Here is a 452-nt window from a genome sequence, read left to right as displayed (position 1 = left end):
GCGGGTCATGGCAAAGACACCCAGGTAGGTCGGCTGATTCTCATCCAGCAAGCACCCCAACTCGCGGGTGTTGAGCCAGGTGGTTTCACCTGGCCGCGTCATCTGGACCAGGCCTCGCGCTCGGCCCACCCAGTCCCAGCCCAAGGCTTCCACGGCGCGGAACCAGGGTTTCTTGAAACCGGCGTCCGTGACGATCACCGGGCAGACTCCGGCGGGCAAAACCTCCGAAAGGCGCTTCAAAAAGGCCTCCTGGATCTCGCGGTTAGCGTACTTGGCCTGAGGGTGACACTCTTGATACAGGGTTCTTCCCTGGCCGCCCACGGGCAGCGATGCGCGCAGCACATGAATGCTCTCATTCACCGCCACCGGCGACCAATCCACCAGAATCACCGGGCGCTCTTCCTGCCTCACCAGCCAGTGGGCCATGGCCTGATAAACCGTCGCCGCCTCTC

General features: G+C 63.3%; 1 protein-coding gene. It reads right to left on the bottom strand.

Features of this window, described 5'->3' with window-relative positions; genetic code table 11:
- The coding region (locus tag ECTPHS_RS13755; protein WP_008933379.1) for a transposase at window positions 1-452 on the bottom strand (452 nt) is incomplete at both ends.

The sequence above is a fragment of the Ectothiorhodospira sp. PHS-1 genome (assembly GCF_000225005.1).
In the GTDB taxonomy this organism is placed as follows: domain Bacteria; phylum Pseudomonadota; class Gammaproteobacteria; order Ectothiorhodospirales; family Ectothiorhodospiraceae; genus Ectothiorhodospira.
The sequence above is the reverse complement of the archived record's forward strand: the minus strand, read 5'-3'. Positions and strand labels throughout refer to the sequence as shown.